The sequence below is a fragment of the Roseomonas sp. OT10 genome, from assembly GCF_020991085.1.
Classification (GTDB): domain Bacteria; phylum Pseudomonadota; class Alphaproteobacteria; order Acetobacterales; family Acetobacteraceae; genus Roseomonas; species Roseomonas cutis.
Genome location: NZ_CP087719.1, coordinates 1,782,355 through 1,799,914 on the forward strand (window position 1 = coordinate 1,782,355; position 17,560 = coordinate 1,799,914).

At 73.1% G+C, this 17,560-nt stretch carries 19 protein-coding genes; 12 read left to right on the top strand and 7 right to left on the bottom strand.

Annotation, left to right across the window (positions count from 1 at the left end; all coding sequences use genetic code 11):
- The first annotated feature begins 30 nt into the window (after nt 1-30).
- The 6 genes from LPC08_RS08205 (at nt 31) to LPC08_RS08230 (ending at nt 4,210) form a co-directional block, all read left to right on the top strand.
- Nucleotides 31-660, top strand: coding sequence for a sigma-70 family RNA polymerase sigma factor (locus tag LPC08_RS08205; protein WP_230452211.1), 630 nt, complete (start codon nt 31-33; stop codon nt 658-660).
- 123 nt (nt 661-783) lie between these two features.
- Nucleotides 784-1,431: a sigma-70 family RNA polymerase sigma factor gene (locus tag LPC08_RS08210; RefSeq protein WP_230452212.1), complete on the top strand. Its 648-nt coding sequence runs from the start codon at nt 784-786 to the stop codon at nt 1,429-1,431.
- Nucleotides 1,432-1,463: 32 nt separating this feature from the next.
- Nucleotides 1,464-1,637 carry a NepR family anti-sigma factor gene (locus tag LPC08_RS08215; RefSeq protein ID WP_230452213.1) on the top strand — a complete coding sequence of 58 codons (174 nt, stop codon included), beginning with the start codon at nt 1,464-1,466 and terminating at the stop codon, nt 1,635-1,637.
- Between the two features lie 65 nt (nt 1,638-1,702).
- Nucleotides 1,703-3,388, top strand: coding sequence for a sensor histidine kinase (locus LPC08_RS26200; RefSeq protein WP_304622075.1), 1,686 nt, complete (start codon nt 1,703-1,705; stop codon nt 3,386-3,388).
- Nucleotides 3,389-3,516: 128 nt separating this feature from the next.
- Nucleotides 3,517-3,798: an ElaB/YgaM/YqjD family protein gene (locus LPC08_RS08225; RefSeq protein ID WP_230452214.1), complete on the top strand. Its 282-nt coding sequence runs from the start codon at nt 3,517-3,519 to the stop codon at nt 3,796-3,798.
- Between the two features lie 4 nt (nt 3,799-3,802).
- On the top strand, nt 3,803-4,210 hold the full coding sequence (locus tag LPC08_RS08230; RefSeq protein ID WP_230452215.1) for a hypothetical protein: 408 nt from the start codon (nt 3,803-3,805) through the stop codon (nt 4,208-4,210).
- Between the two features lie 34 nt (nt 4,211-4,244).
- On the opposite strand, the gene LPC08_RS08235 is transcribed toward LPC08_RS08230, so the two are convergent.
- The 3 genes from LPC08_RS08235 to LPC08_RS08245 are packed head-to-tail and all read right to left on the bottom strand — an operon-like array spanning nt 4,245 to nt 7,013.
- Complete coding sequence (locus LPC08_RS08235; RefSeq protein ID WP_230452216.1) at nt 4,245-5,075, bottom strand: amidohydrolase family protein; 831 nt, start codon at nt 5,073-5,075, stop codon at nt 4,245-4,247.
- Nucleotides 5,072-6,103, bottom strand: a complete 1,032-nt coding sequence (locus LPC08_RS08240) for an aldo/keto reductase (protein WP_230452217.1) — start codon at nt 6,101-6,103, stop codon at nt 5,072-5,074. Before LPC08_RS08240 ends, LPC08_RS08235 begins: the two co-directional genes overlap by 4 nt.
- A gap of 7 nt (nt 6,104-6,110) precedes the next feature.
- Nucleotides 6,111-7,013, bottom strand: coding sequence for a dihydrodipicolinate synthase family protein (locus LPC08_RS08245; protein ID WP_230452218.1), 903 nt, complete (start codon nt 7,011-7,013; stop codon nt 6,111-6,113).
- 162 nt (nt 7,014-7,175) lie between these two features.
- Here LPC08_RS08245 and LPC08_RS08250 point away from each other — a divergent pair, with 162 nt between their 5' ends.
- Complete coding sequence (locus LPC08_RS08250) at nt 7,176-7,883, top strand: RraA family protein (RefSeq protein ID WP_230452219.1); 708 nt, start codon at nt 7,176-7,178, stop codon at nt 7,881-7,883.
- Between the two features lie 50 nt (nt 7,884-7,933).
- Here the strand turns inward: LPC08_RS08250 and LPC08_RS08255 are convergent, their stop codons facing one another.
- From LPC08_RS08255 to LPC08_RS08270, 4 genes are all read right to left on the bottom strand, one after another.
- Entirely contained in the window at nt 7,934-9,064 is a 1,131-nt protein-coding gene (locus LPC08_RS08255) for a substrate-binding periplasmic protein (protein WP_230452220.1), read from the bottom strand.
- A gap of 5 nt (nt 9,065-9,069) precedes the next feature.
- Nucleotides 9,070-10,653 carry an ABC transporter substrate-binding protein gene (locus tag LPC08_RS08260; RefSeq protein ID WP_230452221.1) on the bottom strand — a complete coding sequence of 528 codons (1,584 nt, stop codon included), beginning with the start codon at nt 10,651-10,653 and terminating at the stop codon, nt 9,070-9,072.
- 64 nt (nt 10,654-10,717) lie between these two features.
- Nucleotides 10,718-12,307 carry an ABC transporter substrate-binding protein gene (locus LPC08_RS08265; protein ID WP_230452222.1) on the bottom strand — a complete coding sequence of 530 codons (1,590 nt, stop codon included), beginning with the start codon at nt 12,305-12,307 and terminating at the stop codon, nt 10,718-10,720.
- 13 nt (nt 12,308-12,320) lie between these two features.
- Nucleotides 12,321-13,817 carry a serine hydrolase domain-containing protein gene (locus tag LPC08_RS08270; RefSeq protein WP_230452223.1) on the bottom strand — a complete coding sequence of 499 codons (1,497 nt, stop codon included), beginning with the start codon at nt 13,815-13,817 and terminating at the stop codon, nt 12,321-12,323.
- A gap of 267 nt (nt 13,818-14,084) precedes the next feature.
- Here LPC08_RS08270 and ffh point away from each other — a divergent pair, with 267 nt between their 5' ends.
- From ffh to rplS, 5 genes are read left to right on the top strand one after another with little or no spacing between them, the layout of a single operon-like run.
- Nucleotides 14,085-15,470: a signal recognition particle protein gene (ffh, locus tag LPC08_RS08275; protein ID WP_230453016.1), complete on the top strand. Its 1,386-nt coding sequence runs from the start codon at nt 14,085-14,087 to the stop codon at nt 15,468-15,470.
- Nucleotides 15,471-15,496: 26 nt separating this feature from the next.
- Complete coding sequence (rpsP, locus tag LPC08_RS08280; RefSeq protein WP_230452224.1) at nt 15,497-15,838, top strand: 30S ribosomal protein S16; 342 nt, start codon at nt 15,497-15,499, stop codon at nt 15,836-15,838.
- Between the two features lie 29 nt (nt 15,839-15,867).
- The gene (rimM, locus tag LPC08_RS08285) at nt 15,868-16,392 is read left to right on the top strand and encodes a ribosome maturation factor RimM (protein WP_230452225.1); all 525 of its coding nucleotides are present in this window, start codon (nt 15,868-15,870) and stop codon (nt 16,390-16,392) included.
- Nucleotides 16,389-17,144 carry a tRNA (guanosine(37)-N1)-methyltransferase TrmD gene (trmD, locus tag LPC08_RS08290; protein WP_230452226.1) on the top strand — a complete coding sequence of 252 codons (756 nt, stop codon included), beginning with the start codon at nt 16,389-16,391 and terminating at the stop codon, nt 17,142-17,144. The genes rimM and trmD overlap by 4 nt, the downstream gene beginning before the upstream one ends.
- Nucleotides 17,145-17,162: 18 nt before the next feature.
- The gene (gene rplS, locus LPC08_RS08295; protein ID WP_230452227.1) at nt 17,163-17,555 is read left to right on the top strand and encodes a 50S ribosomal protein L19; all 393 of its coding nucleotides are present in this window, start codon (nt 17,163-17,165) and stop codon (nt 17,553-17,555) included.
- The last annotated feature ends 5 nt before the right edge of the window (nt 17,556-17,560 follow it).

Sequence of the window (17,560 nt, forward strand, 5' to 3'; positions counted from 1 at the left end):
GCGGCGCGGGCCGGAAGGCGCCGGGCCACCATGTTGAAGCCAAGTCAGAACGGCGTGCGACACGGCGGCTTCGCCCAGGTCGCGCGCCGGCCACCGGAACAGGGCCGGAGAGGGGCAGCCGAAGCAGGATGGCCGCCCTTGTCCCGGCGAGGAAGCCCATTGGAACAGGACGAAGACTTCAGGGCCGGCCTGGCACGGCTCCTCCCGGATCTGCGTGCCTTCGGACGGTTCCTGTCCCGGGATGCCGCCGCCGCCGACGACCTCGTTCAGGAAGCGCTCCTTCGGGCACTGCGGGCGGAATCGCAATGGGAACCGGGAACAAGCTTGCGTGGCTGGGCCTTCCGCATCCTGCGCAACGTCTTCTACGAGAGCCGGCGCCGCTTCGCGGTCGAGCGGCGGGTGCTGGAGGCCGTGGGGCAGGAGGAGAGCGAGGAGGCACGCCAGCACGCCCGCATGGAGGTGGCCGGCCTCGATGCCGCGCTGGCAGTCCTGCCGGTGGAGCAGCGGGAGGCGCTGGTCCTCGTCGGGGCGCTCGGCTTTTCCTACGAGGAGGGCGCGCGGGTCATCGGCGTGGCGGAGGGCACGCTGAAGGCGCGGGTCTCCCGGGCCCGGCGGGCCCTGGCCGAGCGCTTCGCACCGGAGAGTGACCCGGTGGACTAGACATGCGATAATGGAATGTCTGATATGCGATATAAGGCGAGGGCCGCGGCAACGGTTTTTCGGGGTCGTTCATTGATCCCCCGAAAGCCGGAACCATCCGGCCCAGGCACAGGAGCCCGCCACGTGACTCAGACGGCCCAGATCGATCGTCCCGCCACTGCCGAAGAGGGCTTCGACTTCCACAAGCTGCTGGCTTCCACCCTGCCGCGGCTGCGCGTCCAGGCGCTGGCGCTGACCCGCAACCGCGCCGACGCCGACGATCTGGTCCAGTCCGCCGTCACCTCCGCCCTGGCCGCGAAGGAGTCCTTCACCCCTGGCACCAATTTCGGCGCCTGGATGTTCCGCATCCTCCGCAACCGCTTCATCTCCGACATCCGCCGCCGCCGCGAGACGGTCGACCTGGACGACGTGCCGAGCGGGGCGTTTGCCCGCCCGGGGGCGCAGGAGGACAGCTTGGTGATGCGCGAGCTGCGCATCCACATGGCCCGGCTGCCCGAGGAGCAGCGCACGGCGCTGGTCATGGTGACCGTGCAGGGCATGTCCTACGAGGAAGTGGCCGAGGCGATGAACTGCGCGGTCGGCACCGCCAAGTGCCGCGTCTTCCGCGCCCGGCAGACCCTGCAGCGTTGGCTGATGGGCGAGGAGCGTAGCGGTGCGCGCAAGGCAGCCCGCGAGCGCAAGGAGGCTTCCGCCGCGGCCCGTTCTGCCCGTACGATGCGTGCCGCCGGCCGCGCCGGCGACGAGGGAGACCGGGCAACCCTTTCGGCTTGATGGACGGCAAACCAGACAAGAGGGGACGTCCCATGCCGGTCGAGGGCACGGGAGCGGGCGGGGGGCGCGCTTCAAAAAGCGCGCCCGATGCTGCTTTCAACCTTTGGCTCCAGCGCGGGCTCCACGCCATCTATGACGATGTGGCCCGCGAGCCCGTGCCCGAGGAACTGCTTCGACTGATCGAGCAGGATCGCAGCAAGTCATGAAGCCAGCTGGCCTCGCGCAACGCGCGAGGCGGATGGCGAGGTCACTCGGTGGCATTCGCGGACGGATGATCGCGCTGCTGTTCGCGGCCGGTATCCCCGTTCTTGTGATTGCGATCGGCAACGCGCTGCAAAGCCGGGACATCGCGTTGCGCGAAGGCATGCAGCGGTTGCTGTCCGCGCGTGAGGTCGCGACCACCCAGGTCGCGGGCGCGCTGGAAAACCTCGATATCGTCATGCGTACCCTGGCCCGGACCCAGCCCGTCCTCGGCCTAGACGGCGACGGTTGCGCCGAGATCCTGCGTCGCGTCCTCGACATGCAGCCCGGCCGCTACGGGAATCTCTGGGTCATCGACGTCGGCGGCACGCGCCGCTGCTCGGGCCTGCCGGGCGAGGTGCAGATCCCGCCTCCCGAATCGTTGCAGTGGCAACGGCCTCTCGTCGCGGGAGAGCTGGCCGTGGGTTTCTTCCTGACGGGCGGCGCCACGGGCCCGACCCTGCTGCCCTTCGCGGTGCCGCTGGACGCAACCCAGCTTCCGCGGCGTAGCCTGGGCGGCACGCTGATCGTCGAATCCCTGGCGCCGGCCGCATCGCGTCAGGCCGGCGGGGTCCAGGCCTGGCTGACCGATCGCCGCTCGACCATCATCTCCCTGGGCGGAACCCTGCCCGCCCGCCGCCCGGACCCCCGGAGCCTCGGCAAGGCGATCCGCGGGGAGGGCGTGGTGCAGGGGCAGGCGGTGAATGGCGAGGACATGGCCTACGCCGCCTCGGCCCTGGGGTCGGAACTGCACCTGGTGGTGGGGATGCCCTACGCGCCGGTGCGGGAGGCAGCCTGGGCGGTCCTCCTGCAACGGCTCGCGGAGCTCGCGGCGTTCCTCGTCGTCTGCCTGGCGGCCATCATCATCGGGGCGGACCTCGCCATGGTGCGTCCGCTGCGGTCGCTGGCCGAGCGGGTCCAGCGTTGGCGTTCGGGCGTGGTGTTCGAGCGCCCGCCCTCCACCACTGAGCCACGCGAGGTCATCGAGCTGGAGAAGGCCTTCGACCAGGTCGTCCGCGCCCTGGAGGCGCGGGAGGGCGAGCTTCGCACGGCGCTGGACCATAGCGACGCGCTGATGGCCGAGATCCATCACCGGGTGAAGAACAACCTCCAGGTCGTCTCCTCCCTGCTGAACCTCCAGGGCAACCGCATCGCCGATCCGGCGGCGCAGAACGAGTTCCGCGCGGCACGCAACAGGGTGCGCGCGCTGGCCACGCTGCACCGGCACCTCTACCTGCAGCAATCCTTCGAATCGATCACGCTGCGTCCCTTCCTGGACGAGCTGGCGGCGCAGCAGTTCAGCTCCCAGGGGGAGGCGCCGGGCGAACGGCTGGCGCTGCGGATCGAGGCGGAGGATCTCGTCATCTCCACCGACCAGGCCGTCTCCATCGCCCTTCTGCTGACGGAGACCGTGGGCAATGCCGTCGCCCATGCCTTCCCCGACGACCGCACCGGCACGGTCACGGTGGCGATGCGCCGCGAGGGCGCGGAGGCGATCCTGACCGTGACGGATGACGGCATCGGCCTGCCCGTGGCGACGCCCCCCACCTCGCTGGGGCTGGGACTGCAGCTGCTCGACGGCTTCGCGCGGCAACTGGGTGGCCGGCTCGCGCGCGGCCCGGGGCCGGGAACATCGTGGATCGTGCGCTTCCCATTGCGCGAACGCGCGGAGGCGCGGCACCCTGGCGCTTCCCCCCGCGCCACGAAGATCGCCTGAGACCGCGCCGCCCCGGACCGGATTCCTGGCGGGAATGCCACGGTCGGGTGCGCGGGAAGGCAGGCAGGAGCAACCGCGTGTCACAGGTCGCGTTGCGACTGCGCCCAACGGCTTCGAGGAGAACACGCATGTCCGGCCAGAGCGAGGCGCGTCAGTTCGTTTCAGACACCGCCGACGACGCCCGCGCGCAGATCGAGGAGCTGCGCCGCAAGGTAGAGTCTCTGCTGGCCGAGCGCTCGACGTCGCTCTCCCGCGCCGTCGACAAGGCGGAGGTCTATGCGGGCACCGTCGCTGACAAGGCGCAGCGCGGCTACGACGAGGTCCAGGACCGCGTCCGCGAGCGTCCGGGGTCCTCCCTCCTGATCGCAGCGGCCGTGGGATTCGTCCTCGGCCGCCTCCTGGGGCGCTGAGGCGATGCTGCGCGCGCTCCGCCTTGTCGGCATGGCCGCTCAGGCGGAGAGCCGACGCCTGAAGGTCCAGGCCGGCGCGAAGGTCAGCCAGCTCGGCTTCTATGCCGGCGCCGCGGTCTTCGGCCTCACGGCCTTCATCATGTTCCACGTGCTCGGCTACAACGCCGCGCATGCCTGGGTGGGCCCCATCGGCGGCGCGGCGATCGTGCTCGGCGTCGATGTCGTGCTGGCCCTGGTGCTGGCGCTGCTCGCGTCCCGCGTCAGCGAGCCGCAGGCGGAGATCGAGGCGCGGGCCGTGCGCGACGTGGCCCTGGCCGGCGCGGCCGAGGAGATCTTCCTGGGCGTCGCCAAGCGCAGCGCGCCCCTCGCCGTCGCGGGCGGGCTGATCCTGACGCTGCTGCGGCGCCGGTGATGGCATGGCGGCGGCCGGGAGGCCGTCGCCCGCCTCAGCGCGGCAGTCGGTACACGCGCATCGCCGTGCGCCCCATCACCGCCGTCTGCGCCTCGGCCGGCAGCGGCGCGAGAAGTTCCTCCACCATGCCAACCCAGTCCGCGTAGCCGGCGGCGAGTTCCAGCACGGGCCAGTCGCTGCCGAACATCAGGCGGTCCGGGCCGAAGGTGTCGAGCAGATGCCCGACCCAGGGCCGCAGCGCCTCCACCTCGGCCCCCGGCGCGGCTTCCGTCAACAGCCCGGACAGCTTGCAGGCGCAGCGCGCATGCGCGGCCGCCTTCGTGGCGAGCCCGGCCCAGGGCTGCCATTCGCCCCGGGCGATGGGCGGCTTGCCACCATGGTCCAGCACCACCTGCAGATCCGGGTGACGGTCCAGCAGCCGCAGCATCGCCGGCATCTGCGCCGGGCGTACCAGCGCGTCGAAGACCAGGCCCGCCGCCGCCATCTCCCGCAAGGCCGGGTCGAGCGAGGGGCGGGCGAGCCAGTCGGGGTCGGGCAGGTCGTGCGCCATGGGGCGCAGACCGACGAGCTTCGGCTCGGCCGCCAGGGCCGCCACGCGCCCGGCCGCCATCGGCCCTTCCAGCTCCGTCCACCCGACCACGCCCAGCACCGTCGGCTCGTCGCGCGCCAGGTCCAGCAGCCACCGTGTCTCCGCCTCGGTCGGCGCCGCCTGGACCAGCACCGTGCCGTCCAGGCCGTGGCGCGCCAGATGCGGCACCAGGTCCTGCGGACCGAAGTCGCGGTGGATGTTGGCCAGGTCCGCCGTCAGCCAGCCGTAGTCGCCGCGCGCCAGCGACCAGTAGTGCTGGTGCGCATCGACCCTCATGGCGTAGGCGCCTCTTCGGGCAGCAGGCCTTCTGCCTTCAGCTCGGCCCACAGGGAGGCGGGGACGGGGGCCTCGAGCGCCGCGACGTTCTGCGCCACCTCCGCTGCGGCGACGGCGCCGACCACCACGCTCGCGACGGCCGGATGCGCCGCGGCGAAATGCAGCGCCGCGCGGGAGAGGGGGATGCCATGCCGGATGCAGACCGCCTCCAGGCGGCGGACCTTCGCCACCACGGCCTCCGGCGCGCGGGCATAGTTGTAGGCCCCGCCGCCCGAGGCGCCGGTGGCCAGGATGCCGCTGTTGAACACGCCGCCCAGCATCACGCCGACGCCGCGCGCGGCGCAGAGCGGCAGCAGGTCCCCGGCGGCCGGCTGTTCCAGCAGCGAGTAGCGCCCGGCGATCAGCACCGCGTCCAGGTCGGCGGCCCGGATTGCCCGCGCCGCCGCCGCCGCATCGTTCACCCCGATCCCGACCGCCCGTACCACCCCTTCGTCCCGCAGCCGGAGCAGGGCGGGGAAGACGCCATCCAGCGCCTCCTGCATCCGCCCTTCCCAGCCGGGGCCATGGGTCTGCGGGTCGAGGTCGTGCACCAGCACGATGTCGAGCCGGTCGGTGCCCAGCCGCAGCAGCGACTGCTCCAGCGAGCGGCGCGCGCCGTCGCCGGAATAGTCGTAGCGGGCGGCGAAGGGCAGGCCGTTCACGTAGCCGGAGAAGCCGGCCGGCCGGCCGGGCTCCAGCACCCGCCCGACCTTGCTCGACAGCACCACGGAATCGCGCGGCACGTCGCGCAGCGCGGTTCCCAGCCGGTGCTCCGCCAGCCCGTGGCCATAGAGCGGGGCCACGTCCAGCAGGGTCAGCCCGGCCGCGAGGGCGGCACGGGCCGCGCCGATCGCCGTATCCTCGTCCAGCCGGGCGAAGAGGTCGCCCAGCGGCGCCGCGCCGAAGCCCAGGCGGGAGACCGTCAGACCCGAGCGGCCGAAGGGGCGCGGGTCGGCCGCCCGCCAGCCGCGCGGGGGGGCGGCCCGCATGGCGGCGTCAGGCAGCGCGGGCGGCGAGGAGGCCATCGAGCATCCCGCCCAGGCGCCGGACGGCCGCCTCGTCCAGCGGCGCCAGCGGGGCACGGGTGCGGACCCAGTCCGCCTCGCCCGTGCGATGGGCGATGCCGGCCTTGATCGCCGGGATGACGGGGAAGGCGAGGAAGACGCCCACCAGCTCCGCGATGCGCGGCTCGTCGCGGCCCTCGCGCACGGCCGGGCCGATCAGCTCGGGGGCGATGTTGGCCATGCCGCAGATCGTGCCCGACCCGCCGAGGCGGAAGGCGCGGGCGAGGAGGCGCTCGTCGCCGAACAGGAGCTGGAGGTCGCGATGGGTGGAGAGCAGCGCCTCGGCGTTCGACCAGTCGCCGGAGCTGTCCTTCACCCCCGCCACGGTCCCGGGGAAGGCCGACTTCAGCCGGCCCACCAGGTCGACGGAGAGCGGCACGCCGGTCATGCCGGGGATATGGTAGAGGTAGACCTTCGTCCGCCCGTGCAGCGGCTTCAGCACCCGGCCGAACCACTCGAACAGCATGTCGTCCGAGGTCTCGCGGAAGTAGTAGGGCGGGGCGAGCAGCAGGCCGCGGCAGCCGGCGGCGAGCGCCTGCTCCGCCTGGGCGGCCACGTCCTCCTCGCTGACGGCCAGGATGCCGGCCAGCAGCCGCTCGGGGGCGGGAATCCCCGCCCGGGCCAGGGCGGCGAAGGCCGCCTCGCGCGGGGCCAGGCCGAAGGAGCTGCCCTCGCCCGTGGTGCCGAACAGGGTCAGGCTGTCGCAGCCCTGGTCGAGGCACCAGCGGGCCTGGGCGGTCAGCCGGGGCAGATCGATCGCCCCGTCCTCCTGCACCGGGGTGGCGATGGCGCAGCCCAGGCCGAAGCGGGGCGGTTGCTGCTGGCTGTCGGACATGATCGACGTTCTCCCTCGGTCCGGGAGCGTAGCAGGCCGCCCCGCGGTCGCCCAGGCGCAGCGGCCGGGTTTGACCGTGGCGCGGCCGCCATCAAGGATGCCGCCGCGACGGCGCCCCGCCAGCAAGGGTGGAGCCGCGACGATCGGGAATGGAGACAGCGCATGGCCGAGTACCCCTTCACCGCGGCGGATCTGGAGGCGCTGCGGCAATGGGACACGCCCACCATCTGCAACGCCCTGGAGCTGGTGGTGCCGCACCGCCGCGGCCATGGGTTCACGGTGCGGCCGATGGTCGCGGCCTTCCCGTCCATGGCGCCGGTCTGCGGCCTGGCGCGCACCGGCACGATCCGCGCGGCCGCCCCGTCCGGCCGCGCGCCGGAGGTGGACCGCGCGGCGCGGCTGGGCTGGTACGACTACGTCGCGGAGGCGGCGATGCCGACCATCGTCGTGCTGCAGGACCTGGACGACACCCCCGGCACCGGCGCCTTCTGGGGCGAGGTCCATTCCAACGTGCACAAGGCGCTGGGCAGCCAGGGCTGCGTCACCAACGGCTCGATCCGCGACCTCGACATGCTGGCGAGCGACTTCCAGCTCATCGCCGGGGTGGTGAATCCGTCGCACGCCTACGTCCACATGGTGCAGTACGGGCAGGAGGTGACGGTGCACGGCATGGCCTGCCACCACGACGCGGTGGTGCATGCCGACAAGCACGGCGCCGTGGTGATCCCGCACGACGCGGTGACGAAGCTGCCGGCGGCGCTCGACCTCTGCGCCCGGCGCGAGGCGCCGATCCTGGAGATCTGCCGCTCCCGCGACTTCTCCGTCGCGGCGCTGAAGGACGCGCTGAACCGGTCCAGCGAGATCCACTGACCCGGGCCGGCCCGGGGGCAGGCACCGCCGGGGCAGGCACCGCCGGGGCGTCACCGCCCCCCGGTGTTCTCCGCCGCCTGGCCGAGGTAGCGGAACAGCGTCTGCTGCCACCACTCGCTGCGCAGGGTCTCCAGCAGCGCCACGTCCAGCCGGTTGCGCAGCGCATCTCCCTCGGCCAGGGCGATGGCGTAGTTCTGGGTGTCGAGGTTGATGCCCAGCACCTCCAGCGCCGGGAAGTCGTTGCGCACGATCCAGGTCATCAGCGGCCGGTCGTAGACGAAGGCGTCCAGCCGGTTCGCCTGCACCGCGCGCAGCCCGTCCTGCGGCGTGGGGAAGCCCTGGTTCTCCACCCGCTGCGCGTGCAGGAACTCCGCCGCCGAGGAGCCGGACACGACGCCGACGCGCAGGCCGCGCAGGTCGGCGAGGTTGCGCACCAACCCCTGCATGCGCTGGGTGGTGAGCGCCGAGGTGATGCCCGCGATGAAGGTCGCGATGGTCACCACCGAGGCGATCATCCAGATCACCGCCAGGATGCGCCCGGGCAGCGAGCGCGGCCCGTCCTGCGCCGCCCCTGCCTGCGTCATGGCGATGGCGGACCAGTAGGCGCCGGCGGTCAGCCCGCGCACCGGGCCACCACCATAGGGCGGGTTCTCCCGCCGCTCGAACACCCAGATCAGCACGCCGACCAGCAGGGCGATGCCCAGCAGCACCAGCACCGCCTGGAGGAAGTTGAAGGAGAGGAAGGTGCGGATCACCGGCAGCCAGCTTGCCCAGCCCTGGGAGGAGACGGCGACGCCCAGCCCGGTGGCGTAGAAGGGCTGGGTGAAGTCCATGTCCCGCTTGCGGTCGGCGGTGACGGTCAGCGCCGCCACCGCCACATCCACCTGCCGCCCCCGCGTCGCATCGAGCAGGGCCTGGACGGTGGGATATTCCGCGATCCGGTAGCGCAGGCCGAGCTGCTGGGCCACGTGCCGCCACAGGTCGATGCTGATCCCCTCCCACGTGCCGCCCTCGCCCTTCATCGAGAAGGGCGCGGCCTCCTTGGTGCCGACCACCAGCTCCCGTCCGCCGTCGCCGGCAGGCTGGGCGGGGGCCGGCTGGATGGGGGACGGCTGGCCGAGGGCGGGCGCCGCGATCCCGAGCAGCAGCAGGAGGATGGCCAGGAACCGCGGCGGGGCCATGCGCGTCATTGCTTCTCGACGTTCCAGAAGATCATGACCGGTCCGCCGATCAGCGGCGAGACATTGGCCCGGCGCGCATAGGGCTGGTCGAACTGGCCGAGCAGGCGGTAGGGCTGCTGCTCCGCCAGGCGCCGGTGCAGCGCCTCGACCGCGGTGCGGCGGGCCGCCTCGCCCACCGCCTCGACATAGCTGCCGCGCAGCCGCTCCGCCTCCGCGTCGCAGGGCCAGCCGGCCCAGGCGCGCTCGCAGGCCATGTTGGTGCCGATGTTGGTGATGGGCGACTGCATCGTCGCACCCGAGGCGAAGGTGACGAAGAGGTTCCACCCGCCCTGGTCCGGCGGGTCGCGGCGCGGCTGGCGGGAGGTGACGCTGCCCCAGTCCTGCACCTGGAGGTCGACGTTGACGCCCCCCGCGCGCAGCGCCGCCGCGGAGACCTCCGCCATGCGGCCGATCGCGGGGATGTCCGTGGTGGTGATCAGCACCACCTTCTCGCCACGGTAGCCCGCCTCGGCCAGCAGGCGCTTCGCCGTCTCGACATTGGGGGTCGCGTAGCCCTCCGCCCCCGCTTCGGTGCCGTTCGCGCTGCCGCAGACGAAGTAGGAGCCGCAGCGCCTCCACCAGCGCTCCTCGCCCACGCCGGCCGCGAGCGCGTCGCCCTGGTCCACCAGATAGGCCAGGGCCAGCCGGGCGCGCGGGTCGTTGAAGGGCGGGAAGAGGTGGTTCGGCCGCAGCAGCGCTTGGTTGGTGGTGTAGCGGTCCACCACCACGTTGCGGGCACGCTGGAGGGTGGGCAGCAGGTCCTGCGCCGGCTGCTCCCAGACGTCGATCTCGCCCGTCTGGAGCGCGGCGGCGGCGGTCGCCGGGTCGGGCATGATGTGCCACTCGACCCGGTCCACCTTCACCACGCGGCCGCCGGCCAGCCCGTCCGGCGGCTCGGCGCGCGGGACGTAGTCGGGGTTGCGGTCGTAGACCACCATCGCACCCGGTCGCCAGGCGGCGCGGTTGAAGCGGAAGGGGCCGGAGCCGATGGCCTCCGTCACCGGCTTGGACGGGTCGCTGGTCGCGTCCGACTCGCGCATGATGGCCGGGATCTGCCCGACCGCGGAGCCGAGCGAGAAGGGCACCGCGCCGTGCGCCTTGCTCAGCCGCAGGGTGAAGCGGCGCTCGTCCGTGGCCTCCAGGGCCGCGACGTACTCGCGCAGCTTGGTGCCGACCGTGTCGCGTGCCATCCAACGATTGAGCGAGGCGATGACGTCGCGCGTGGTGACCGGCTGGCCGTCGTGGAAGCGCAGCCCCCCGCGCAGGGTGAAGCTCCAGGTCAGGTTGTCCGGGGTGACCGCATAGCTCTCCAGCATCTGCGGCCGGGCCTCGAGCGTCGAATCCCAGGAGAAGAGGCTCTCGTAGATCATCGTCCCGTGCATGCGGGTGACGAGGATCGAGGCGAAGACCGGGTCCAGGGTGCGCAGGTCCGCATGCGGCGCCACCCGCAGTACCCTCTCCGGCGGGGGCGCGGCGGGTGTCTGGGCCGCGGCGGGCAAGGCGAGCGCGAGGGGCGCGCAGGCGGCGAGCAGTCGGGCGACGAGGCTCACGGAGCGGTTCCTTGCTGGAGCTGGGTCTGGTTCTGCTCTGGGGGCTGGCGCCGGGGCGGGCCGCTCAACGCTTCTCGACGTTCCAGAACACCATCACGGGCGCCTGCAGCACCGGGGTGACGTTCGCGCGGTGGGCATAGGGCTGGTCGTACTGGCCGAGCAGGCGATAGGGCTGCTGCTCCGCCAGCCGCCGGTGCAGCGCCTCCACCGCCGTGGCACGGGCGGCCGCGTCGGGGGCGTCGATGGCGGCGGCGCGCAGGCGCTCCGCCTCCGCGTCGCAGGGCCAGCCGACCCAGGCGCGCTCGCAGGACATGTTGGTGCCCAGGTTGGTGGCGGGGGACTGCATCGTGGCACCGGAGGCGGAGGTGACGAAGAGGCTCCACCCGCCTTGCGCCGCCGGCCCCTGGTTGCGCAGCCGCGTGCCCACCGTGCCCCAGTCCATGAACTGGAGGTCGACATTGGCCCCGATGCGCCTGAGCGAATCCGCCGCCACCTCCGCCATCCGCGCCATCCAGGGAACGTCGCTGGCGGTGATGATCACCACCGGCTCGTTGCGATAGCCCGAATCGGCCAGCAGCTTGCGCGCCGCGTCCAGGTTCGGCGCGGCGAAGCGTTCCGTCCCGGCGGTGGTGCCGTTCGGGCCGCCGCAGACGAAATAGGCGTTGCAGCGCTTCCACCAGCGTTCCTCGCCGAAGCCGGCGGCGAGGAAGTCGCCCTGGTCCGTCGCCAGCGCCAGGGCCTGCCGGGCGAGCGGCTTGTCGAAGGGCGGCTGCATGCTGTTCGGCCGCAGCAGCGCCTGGTTGGGCAGCGGCGCGTAGTTGGCGATGCGCACGTCCCGTGCCCGGGAGAGGGTGGGGAGGATGTCCTGCGCCGGCTGCTCCCACAGGTCGATCTCGCCCGTCTGGAGGGCGTTCGCCGCCGTCATCGGATCGGGCATCACATGCCATTCGACCCGGTCCACCTTCACCACGCGGCCGCCGGCCAGGCCGTCGGCGGGCTCCGCGCGCGGCACGTAGTCCGTGTTGCGGTCGTAGACCACCAGCGCGCCCTGTCGCCAGGCGTCGCGGTTGAAGCGGAAGGGGCCGGAGCCGACCGTGGCGGTGATGGGCACGGCGGGGTCGGAGGTCGCGTCCTGCTCGCGCATGATGGCGGGGATGTTCCCCACCGCCGAGCCGAGGGCGAAGGTGACGAGCCCGGTGGGGCGCTTCAGCGTCAGAGTGAAGCGGCGCTCGTCCAGCGCCGCCATCCCCGCCACGTCGCCGCGCAGCTTGCCGCCCAGCGTGTCGCGCGCCATCCAGCGGTTCAGCGAGGGGATGACGTCGCGCGTGGTCACCGGCTGGCCGTCGTGGAAGCGCAGCCCCTCGCGCAGGCGGAAGGTCCAGGTCAGCCCGTCCGGCGAGAGCTCCGCCTGATCCACCATCTGTGGCTTCGATTCGAGCTTCGAGTCCCAGGCGAAGAGGCTCTCGTAGATCATCATCCCGTGGATCCGGGTGATGACGATGGAGGCGGCGACGGGATCGAGCGTGCGCAGGTCCGCGCTGGGCGCGATGCGCAGCACGCGGTTCGGGTCGGGCTGCTGCGCCCTCGCCGCCGGCGGGGCGGCGAGGGGGAGGAGGGCCGCGCCGGCGAGGAGGATCGTGGTCAGGCGCGGCATGTCGTTGTCCTGGTCAGGTGGCGCGGAATTCCAGCACCCGCGACCGATGCACGGCAAGGCGCAGCCGGCCCGGTTCCGCCAGCCACAGGCAGGGGCGGCTGCGCCAGGGGCCGCGCTGGCGCGAGGCCAGGGCGCGCCGCCCGGGCAGGGGGGTGAGGGGCAGGGGCTCCATCGGATGGCCCGGCAGGATGACGGTGCCGTCCTCCCGCACCTCCAGCACGCCGCCGAAGGCCGGCTCCCGCCAGCGGCCGGTCAGGGCGGGGTCGAGCGCCACCCCGTCCGGAACCCGCAGCAGCCGGCGCGGGACGCCGCCGATGCGACCCTCCAGCGCCCCGTCCGGGGCGGCGCGCAGGGAGAGGGCGAGCGAGCCGGACAGCCCCTCCACCGTGCCGCCGGGCCCGGCGGTCAGCCGGTTCTGCGCGCCCATGAAGACCAGCGCCTCCCCCGTGCTTTCGGCCCAGGCGCTGCCCTCCTCCTCGGCATAGAGGCCCGCGGGCAGGTGGCCGGGGGCGGGGAGGGGTTCGCCCGTCCAGGCGGAGAGGACGCGCAGGGCGAGCCAGAGCGGCTCCGCTTCCTCCTGGTTGCAGAGCACCGCGACCCCGATGCCCAGCTCCGGCGAGAAGAGCAGATGGTTCTTGTAGCCGGGCAGCGAGCCGCCATGGCCCAGCAGACGCAGGCCGCCCAGCGGGGTGACGGCGAGGCCGAGCCCGTAGAAGCCGCCCGCCTCCGGCGCCAGCCGCTCCAGCATGCCGGCCAGCGGCCCGCGTCCGGCGAGCAGGGCGGAGCCCCAGCGGGCGAGCGTCGCCGTGCTGCCGGCCAGCCCGCCGGAAGCGGAGAAGTGCAGCCCGTAGCGCCCGCGCCGCCAAGGGCCGCCGGCCTCGCGCCAGTAGCCGGTGGCGAGGTCGGCCACGGGCACCGTCTCGTCCTCGGGGAAGCGGATGTCGAGGTCGAGCGGGGCGAGTAGCCGGTCGCGCAGCGCCTCGGCATAGGTGGTGCCGCGCGCCGCCGGGAAGCTGGCCTGGGCCAGGCGCCAGCCGGTGTTCGAGTAGATCATCTCCCCGCCAGGCGGGTTGTTCAGCCCGGGCAGGAGTCGGCAGGTCTCCAGCAGCTCCGCCTCGGACCAGGAGGCGGAGTAGGGCAGCCCGGCCAGGACCATGGTCTCCATCAGGTCCGGGATGCCGCCGGTCATCGCCAGCCCCTGGCGCAGCGGGACGGCGGCGACGCGCCGATCCAGGCCGGGGACGAAGCGGCCATAGGTGTCGTGGAGGTCGAAGCCCTCGGCCAGCAGGGTCGCGGCGCAGAGGTGCTTGCTGATGGAGGCCCAGCGCCCGACCGAGTCCGGGGTGAAGGGCAACCGGTGCTCCAGCGAGGCGAGGCCGCCCGCCGCCGCCTCCCGCACGCCCTGGGCGTCGAAGAGGACCAGGGCGCCGCCGGGGCCGCCCGCCTCGCTCCAGGCATCGGCGATCGCGGCGGCCGCGGCGGCGGCGCGGGAGCGGTCGGGGGTGGTCATGCGGCGCGGGCCTCCGGGCGGGTGGGTCGCCCCCCGGGATGCGCCCGGGGGGCGGGGCAGGGCAAGGGTGCGCGGCCGGCATGGCTGAGCAGCCCCGTGGGGCAGGGCGGCGGGCCGTGCCGCGCTTGACCCGGCCGGTGCGGAACGGCTATGGCCCGCCCTCCCGGGACCTGTCCCGAACCCTGGTCGGCCGCCTCGGGCAGCCGGCTCCGCCGCTCCGCGAAGGCTCGCGCAGCGGCGCGTATGGCATTGGAGTATCCGCGGCCCGTGTTCGAGGCGTTGTCAGGCAGGCTGAACGGGGTCTTCGACCGGCTGCGACGCCGTGGCGCGCTGTCGGAGGCCGATGTCGCCGAGGCGCTGCGCGAGGTCCGCGTGGCCCTGCTGGAGGCCGACGTCGCTCTGCCGGTCGCCCGCGACCTGATCGCCAAGGTGCGCGAGCGCGCCGTGGGCGCCGAGGTCGTGCGCTCGGTCAGCCCGGCGCAGCAGGTCGTCAAGATCGTCAACGACGCGCTGGTCGAGGCGCTGGGCGGCGGCGAGGCGGATGACGGCCAGCGTGGGCTAGAGCTGAACGCCCCCGCGCCGGTGCCGGTGCTGATGGTCGGGCTCCAGGGTTCGGGCAAGACGACCACCTCGGGCAAGATCGCCCTGCGGCTGCGCACGCGCGAGCGCAAGAAGGTGCTGCTGGCCTCGCTGGACGTGCACCGCCCGGCCGCCCAGCTCCAGCTGGAGACCCTGGCGAAGCAGGCGGAGGTCGGCTCCCTGCCGATCGTGCCCGGCCAGACCCCGCTGGAGATCGCCGCCCGCGCCATGGATGTGGCGCGGCGCGAGCTGTACGACGTGGTCATCCTCGACACCGCCGGGCGGCTGGCCATCGACGAGGCGCTGATGGCCGAGGTCGCGGCGGTGAAGGCCGCGACGAAGCCGCACCAGACGCTGCTGGTCGTGGACGCCATGACCGGCCAGGACGCGGTGAACACCGCCAGCGCCTTCCAGCAGAAGGTCGGCGTCACCGGCATCGTCATGACCCGCGTGGACGGCGACGCCCGCGGCGGCGCGGCGCTGTCCATGCGCAGCGTCACCGGCGCGCCGATCCGCCTGCTGGGCGCGGGCGAGAAGCTGGACGCGCTGGAGGACTTCCACCCCGACCGGATCGCCAACCGCATCCTCGGCATGGGCGACATCGTCTCCCTCGTCGAGCGCGCGGCGGAGACGATCGACCGCGAGCAGGCCGAGAAGCTGGCCGCGAAGATGCAGAAGGGTCAGTTCGACCTGGAGGACTACGCGAGCCAGCTCAAGCAGATCGGCAAGATGGGCTCGCTGTCCGGCATCCTCGGCATGCTGCCGGGCATCGGCAAGATGAAGGCGCAGATCGAGAACGCGAACCTCGATCAGTCGGTGCTGAAGCGCCAGGCGGCCATCATCTCGTCCATGACCCCGGGGGAGCGGCGCAAGCCCGACCTCATCAAGGCGTCGCGCAAGAAGCGCATCGCCGCCGGCAGCGGCACCTCCGTGCAGGAGGTGAACAAGCTGCTCAAGCAGTTCGACGACATGTCCGCGATGATGAAGCGGATGAGCAAGCTCGGCCAGAAGGGGCTGATGCGGGGCGGACTCTCCGCCCTGCTGCCCGGCTCCGGCGGCCGACGACCCTTCTGAATTCGAGATCGTAGAGAGGACCCCCCATGGGACTGAAGATCCGCCTCGCCCGTGCCGGCGCCAAGAAGCGCCCCTACTACCACATCGTGGTGGCCGACAGCCGCTCGCCGCGCGACGGCCGCTTCATCGAGAAGCTGGGCTCCTACAACCCGATGCTGCCGGCCGAGCACGAGGAGCGCATCCGCCTGCAGGACGAGCGCATCGCGCACTGGCTGAGCCAGGGTGCCGTCGCGACCGACCGCGTGGCGAAGTTCCTGGGCCGCGCCGGCATCATCGAGATGCCCGTCTATCCGGAGCAGCCGAAGCAGTCCGCGCCGAAGAAGAAGGCGCAGGAGCGCGCCGCGGCCGCCGCCGCCGCGGCCGGCTGAGCCTCTGAGGCGATCCGCCCGGGACCCTGATGGAAGCCAAGCGCATCCTGGTGGGCGAGTTCGGCCGGCCCCATGGCGTGAGGGGGCTGGTCAAGCTGCGCTCCTTCACCGCGGAGCCGGAGGCGATCGGCGACTACGGGCCGCTCTCGGATGAGAGCGGAACGCGCCGCTTCGCCATCGAGCTGCTGCCCGGCGGGATCGCGCGCGTCCAGGGCGTGGCCGACCGCGACGCGGCGGCGCGGCTGACCGGGGTGCGGCTCTATGTCGAGCGCGACGCGCTGCCCGAGGCGGAGGAGGAGGAGTTCTACCTCGCCGACCTGATCGGGCTCGCCGCCGTCTCGGCGGAGGGCGCGGCGCTCGGCACGGTGGGCGCGGTGCAGGATTACGGTGCCGGCGCCTTCCTGACGCTGCGCGACGCGGCGGGGCGGGAGCGGGACATCCCCTTCAACCGCGCCTGCGTGCCCGTGGTGGACCTCGCCGCCGGCCGCTGCACCATCGTCCCGCCGGAGGAGGTCGTCGTGCCTCCCCAACCCGGCGAGGAGGATGCGGCATGAGCTGGCGCGCCACCGTGCTGACGCTCTTCCCGGAGATGTTCCCGGGGCCGCTGGGCCTGTCGCTCGCCGGTCGTGCGCTGTCGCGCGGCGACTGGTCGCTGGAGGCGCGGCAGCTCCGCGACTTCGGCCTGGGCCGGCACAGCAGCGTGGACGACACGCCCTTCGGCGGCGGCGCGGGCATGGTCCTGCGTCCCGACGTGGTGGACGCCGCCTGCGACGCCGCGATGGGCGAGGGCCCGGCGCGGCCGCTGCTCTACCTGACGCCGCGGGGCCGGCTGCTGGACCAGGCGCTGGTGCGGGAGCTGGCGGCGGGGCCGGGGGTGGTGGTGCTCTGCGGCCGCTACGAGGGGCTGGACCAGCGGGTGATCGAGGCGCGGCGCATGCGCGAGGTCTCGGTCGGCGACTACGTGCTCTCGGGCGGCGAGCCCGCGGCGCTGGTGCTGCTGGATGCCTGCGTGCGGCTGCTGCCCGGCGTCATGGGCGGGGCGGAGAGCGCCGAGGAGGAATCCTTCTCGGCGCAGGACTCCGGCCCGCTGCTGGAATACCCGCACTACACGCGCCCGGCCGAGTGGAACGGGATGCGCGTGCCGGAGGTGCTGCTCTCGGGCCATCACGCCGAGGTGGCGCGCTGGCGCGCCGCGCAGTCGGAGGCCGCGACCCGCGAGCGGCGGCCGGACCTGTGGCGGCGCCGGACGGATCAGGCTTCGGCGGACACACATTCGGTGGCCTGGGCGGCCACCCGCAACGGTTGAGACAGAGGAACAACGACGATGAACCTGCTGCAGCAGTTCGAGGCGGAGCAGCTCTCCAAGCTCTCCGCCAACCGCGCCACCCCGGACTTCGATGCCGGCGACACGGTGCGCGTGATGGTGAAGGTGGTCGAGGGCGAGCGCACCCGCACCCAGGCCTATGAGGGCGTGGTGATCGCGCGCTCCAACCGCGGCCTGAACAGTAACTTCACGGTCCGCAAGCTGTCCTACGGCGAGGGCGTGGAGCGCGTCTTCCCGCTCTACTCGCCCAACGTGGCGGAGATCGTGGTGGTCCGCCGCGGCAAGGTGCGGCGCGCCAAGCTGTACTACCTGCGCGGCCGCACGGGTAAGTCGGCCCGCATCGCCGAGCGCACCATCGCGCGCGGCGAGACGGCGGAGAAGGCCCAGGCCTGAACGTT